Source organism: Phytobacter sp. V69, from assembly GCF_965644215.1.
Lineage (GTDB): Bacteria > Pseudomonadota > Gammaproteobacteria > Enterobacterales > Enterobacteriaceae > Phytobacter.
The window spans coordinates 1-5,097 of record NZ_CBFFRL010000267.1 but is presented as its reverse complement, the minus strand read 5'-3'; the positions used below and the strand labels follow the sequence as shown (position 1 = coordinate 5,097).

Annotated in this window: 5 protein-coding genes; all 5 read left to right on the top strand. The window is 52.1% G+C overall.

What is annotated here, in order from left to right; all coding sequences use genetic code 11:
• Positions 1 to 311: 311 nt before the first annotated feature.
• The 5 genes from pstS (at position 312) to phoU (ending at position 5,020) form a co-directional block, all read left to right on the top strand.
• Positions 312 to 1,352 (top strand): phosphate ABC transporter substrate-binding protein PstS, encoded by a 1,041-nt coding sequence (gene pstS, locus ACSZPU_RS23190; protein ID WP_499003668.1) that lies wholly within the window; start codon positions 312 to 314, stop codon positions 1,350 to 1,352.
• Positions 1,353 to 1,490: 138 nt separating this feature from the next.
• The gene (pstC, locus tag ACSZPU_RS23185; protein ID WP_499003665.1) at positions 1,491 to 2,450 is read left to right on the top strand and encodes a phosphate ABC transporter permease PstC; all 960 of its coding nucleotides are present in this window, start codon (positions 1,491 to 1,493) and stop codon (positions 2,448 to 2,450) included.
• The gene (pstA, locus tag ACSZPU_RS23180) at positions 2,450 to 3,337 is read left to right on the top strand and encodes a phosphate ABC transporter permease PstA (protein WP_499003662.1); all 888 of its coding nucleotides are present in this window, start codon (positions 2,450 to 2,452) and stop codon (positions 3,335 to 3,337) included. Before pstC ends, pstA begins: the two co-directional genes overlap by 1 nt.
• A gap of 47 nt (positions 3,338 to 3,384) precedes the next feature.
• Entirely contained in the window at positions 3,385 to 4,158 is a 774-nt protein-coding gene (gene pstB / locus ACSZPU_RS23175; protein ID WP_039080014.1) for a phosphate ABC transporter ATP-binding protein PstB, read from the top strand.
• A gap of 136 nt (positions 4,159 to 4,294) precedes the next feature.
• Complete coding sequence (gene phoU / locus ACSZPU_RS23170) at positions 4,295 to 5,020, top strand: phosphate signaling complex protein PhoU (protein ID WP_039080015.1); 726 nt, start codon at positions 4,295 to 4,297, stop codon at positions 5,018 to 5,020.
• Positions 5,021 to 5,097 lie beyond the last annotated feature (77 nt).

Genomic DNA, 5,097 nt, shown 5'->3' with positions numbered 1-5,097 from the left:
GGCCTCATTTCTCGCTGCCGTCCAGATCAGATGCATCGCTCTCTGGGCTAAAATCTTGTGACGACACTATCTAGGTCTTCTCGGCAGCTTCTACTACTTTTTTAGTGTCATAAATCTAAAACTTTACTGACATCTTACCGTCATCAAGAACGTTATCTTGCTGATAAATCATACAACATACGGTTAATCTACGCGAAAGCCGTCATTGTCATCAAACAGTAACAATCCTTGCATATAACTGTCATCAAAGTGTCCTATTTTGCTCATCGTAGCCACTTAAACAACGATTTACGATTCTTGCAGGAGACATTATGAACGTTATGCGTACCACTGTCGCAACTGTTGTCGCCGCGACCTTTTCTCTGAGTGCATTTGCAGTTAACGCCGCTGCAAGTCTGACAGGTGCGGGTGCAACTTTCCCGGCGCCGGTGTATGCCAAATGGGCTGATACCTACCAGAAAGAAACTGGTAACAAGATTAACTACCAGGGTATCGGTTCTTCTGGTGGCGTAAAACAGATCACTGCAAACACCGTTGACTTCGGCGCTTCTGATGCTCCGCTGGCTGACGACAAACTGGCTCAGGAAGGCCTGTTCCAGTTCCCGACCGTAATCGGTGGTGTTGTCCTGGCTGTTAACCTGGAAGGTTTCAAATCTGGCGAGCTGGTGCTGGACGGTAAAACTCTGGGTGACATCTACCTGGGCAAAATCAAAAAATGGGATGACGCGGCAATTGCTAAGCTGAACCCAGGCAAAAAACTGCCTTCTCAGAACATCGCTGTTGTGCGTCGTGCTGATGGTTCTGGTACCTCTTTCGTGTTCACCAGCTACCTGTCAAAAGTTAACGAAGACTGGAAATCGTCTGTAGGCGCCGGTTCTACTGTTAACTGGCCGACCGGTCTGGGCGGTAAAGGTAACGACGGTATCGCTGCATTCGTACAGCGTCTGCCGGGCTCTATCGGTTATGTTGAATATGCTTACGCTAAGCAGAACAACCTGACTTACACCAAACTGCTGTCTGCTGATGGCAAACCGGTTAGCCCGACCGAAGCAAACTTCTCCAACGCGTCGAAAAACATCGACTGGAGTAAATCCTTCGCGCAGGACCTGACCAACCAGAAAGGTGCAGATGTGTGGCCGATTACGTCCACTACCTTCATCCTGGTTCACAAAGAGCAGAAAAATCCTGAGCAGGGCGCAGAAGTGCTGAAATTCTTCGACTGGGCATACAAAAACGGTGGCAAACAGGCTAATGACCTGGATTACGCTACCCTGCCTGAGAGCGTAGTTGCACAGATTCGCGCAGCATGGAAAACCAACGTGAAAGACAGCAGCGGCAAAGCACTGTACTAATCAAGGTTTTCTCAACGATGGCGGGTAAGATGATTATCCGCCCTACCAAAATTCGGTAACATGCTGTTTTCGTAGGCCCGGTAAGCGACATCGCCACCGGGCGTCGTTCAAAATGATGTCTAACGTAAAGAGTATCTTATGGCTGCAACCAAGCCGGCTTTTAACCCTCCGGGTAAAAAAGGTGACATGATTTTCAGCGCGCTAGTAAAACTGGCTGCGCTGATTGTGCTATTGCTGCTCGGCGGCATTATCCTGTCTCTTATTTTCTCCTCATGGCCGAGTATCCAGAAATTTGGTTTTTCCTTCTTGTGGAACAAAGAGTGGGATGCGCCGAATGAGACCTTTGGTGCTCTGGTTCCGATTTACGGCACGCTGGTCACCTCCTTTATCGCGCTGCTGATCGCTGTTCCGGTAAGTTTCGGTATCGCGTTGTTCCTGACGGAGCTGGCACCTGGCTGGCTGAAACGTCCTCTTGGGATCGCGATTGAACTGCTGGCAGCTATTCCCAGTATCGTTTACGGCATGTGGGGCCTGTTTATTTTCGCGCCGCTGTTTGCCAAATATTTTCAGGAGCCGGTCGGTAACGTCATGTCCGCGATTCCGTTTGTTGGCGCCCTCTTCTCTGGCCCGGCATTTGGTATTGGTATCCTGGCTGCGGGGGTTATCCTTGCCATTATGATCATTCCGTACATTGCCGCCGTTATGCGTGATGTATTCGAACAAACCCCGGTGATGATGAAAGAGTCTGCCTACGGTATTGGCTGCACCACCTGGGAAGTTATCTGGCGCATCGTACTGCCGTTCACCAAAAATGGTGTTATCGGTGGCGTTATGCTGGGGCTGGGCCGCGCGCTGGGCGAAACCATGGCGGTGACCTTTATCATCGGTAACACCTACCAACTCGACAGCATATCGCTGTATATGCCGGGTAACAGTATTACCTCTGCGCTGGCGAACGAGTTCGCCGAAGCCGAATCCGGTCTGCACGTTGCAGCCTTGATGGAACTGGGCCTGATCCTGTTCGTGATTACCTTTATCGTGCTGGCGATTTCTAAGTTCATGATTATGCGCCTGGCGAAAAATGAGGGGGCTCGATAATGGCGACGCTTGAAATGCAAACGACCGCTGAGCTGGCTGAATCCCGCCGCAAGATGCAGGCGAAGCGCCGCACCAAAAACCGTATCGCCCTGACGCTGTCGATGGCGACCATGGCATTTGGTCTGTTCTGGCTGGTCTGGATCCTGCTGTCGACCGTGACTCGCGGTTTTGATGGGATGTCTCTGGCGCTGTTTACCGAGATGACGCCGCCGCCGAATACGGCGGGTGGTGGTCTGGCGAATGCGCTGGCGGGCAGCGCCCTGCTCATCTTCTGGGCGACCGCTGTCGGTACGCCGCTGGGCATCATGGCGGGGATTTATCTGGCAGAATATGGCCGTAAATCGATTCTGGCCGAAATCATCCGTTTTATTAACGATATTCTGCTTTCCGCACCATCTATCGTTGTCGGTCTGTTCGTTTACACCATTGTGGTGGCGCAGATGGAACACTTCTCCGGCTGGGCGGGCGTGATTGCGCTGGCGCTGCTGCAGGTGCCTATCGTGATTCGTACCACAGAGAACATGCTGAAACTGGTGCCGGACAGTCTGCGTGAAGCGGCTTATGCGCTGGGTACGCCGAAGTGGAAGATGATTTCCGCCATCACGGTTAAAGCCTCTGTTTCCGGGATCATGACCGGTGTGCTGCTGGCGGTAGCGCGTATCGCAGGTGAAACCGCACCGCTGCTGTTTACCGCACTGTCGAACCAGTTCTGGAGCACCGACATGATGCGCCCGATTGCGAACTTGCCGGTCACCATCTTTAAGTTTGCGATGAGCCCGTTTGCTGAATGGCAGCAGCTGGCCTGGGCCGGTGTCCTGATTATCACGCTGTGTGTGCTGTTGCTGAACATTCTGGCGCGTGTCATTTTCGCGGCGAAGAAACACTAATTTTTTGCGGCGCGGTGAAACGCGGTGCCGAGTGAGGAAAGAGATAAATGAGTATGGTTGATACAACGCCGGGCAAAATTCAGGTTCGCGATTTGAACTTCTATTACGGCAAATTCCATGCACTGAAAAACATCAGCCTGGACATTGCCAAGAATCAGGTAACGGCGTTTATCGGGCCGTCAGGCTGCGGTAAGTCCACGCTGCTGCGTACGTTCAACAAAATGTTTGAACTGTACCCGGAACAACGTGCGGAAGGCGAAATCCTGCTGGATGGGGATAATATCCTCACTAACACCCAGGACATCGCCCTGCTGCGCGCAAAAGTTGGGATGGTTTTCCAGAAGCCGACGCCGTTCCCGATGTCGATTTACGACAACATCGCCTTCGGTGTCCGTCTGTTTGAAAAGCTGTCTCGTGCCGATATGGACGAGCGTGTGCAATGGGCCTTGACCAAGGCCGCATTATGGAACGAAACCAAGGATAAATTGCACCAGAGCGGGTACTCTCTTTCCGGTGGTCAGCAGCAGCGTCTGTGTATTGCCCGCGGGATTGCGATCCGTCCGGAAGTGTTACTGCTGGATGAACCTTGCTCCGCACTGGACCCCATTTCGACTGGTCGTATCGAAGAATTGATCACCGAGTTGAAGCAGGATTACACCGTAGTCATCGTAACCCACAACATGCAGCAGGCTGCGCGTTGTTCCGATCACACGGCGTTTATGTATCTCGGCGAATTGATTGAGTTCAGCAACACAGATGACCTGTTCACCAAGCCGAAGAAAAAGCAAACCGAAGATTATATTACCGGCCGCTACGGTTGATTTGCCATACTGCTTTCAGGCTCTAACTGTGTTGGCTGCCTTTGTTCACCCCGGGCGCGCAGTGTTCTGCGGTTCGGGGATTCGCTCAGTTGCCGCCTTGTTATAGCCCAAAAACATTTGGGCATCAGGAGACACCATGGACAACCTCAATCTTAACAAACATATTTCAGGCCAGTTCAATGCTGAGCTGGAAAGTATCCGCACTCAGGTCATGACCATGGGTGGGATGGTAGAGCAACAACTTTCTGATGCGATCACTGCGATGCATAACCAGGACAGCGAGCTGGCTCAGCGCGTTGTTGAGGGTGATAAGCAGGTGAACATGATGGAAGTCGCTATCGACGAAGCCTGTGTACGCATTATTGCGAAGCGCCAGCCAACCGCCAGCGACCTGCGTCTGGTGATGGCGATTATCAAAACCATCGCTGAGCTGGAACGCATTGGCGACGTTGCCGATAAAATCTGCCGTACCGCGCTGGAGAAATTCTCTTCGCAGCACCAGCCGCTGCTGGTGAGCCTGGAGTCACTCGGCCGCCACACCGTGCAGATGCTGCACGACGTGCTGGATGCCTTTGCGCGTATGGATATTGACGAAGCGGTACGTATTTACCGTGAAGATAAGAAAGTCGACCAGGAATATGAAGGCATCGTGCGCCAACTGATGACTTACATGATGGAAGACCCGCGTACCATTCCAAGCGTGCTGACCGCACTGTTCTGCGCCCGTTCTATCGAGCGTATCGGCGACCGCTGCCAGAATATCTGCGAATACATTTTCTATTTCGTGAAAGGCCAGGATTTCCGTCACGTAGGCGGCGATGAACTGGATAAACTGCTCGCCGGAAAAGATCCGAAAGAGTAATTTTCGCGAATTCAGATAATAAGTGCAACGCTCGGACATGATTGTGGAGAGTGTAGGAGGAAGGGTTAACTACCGAT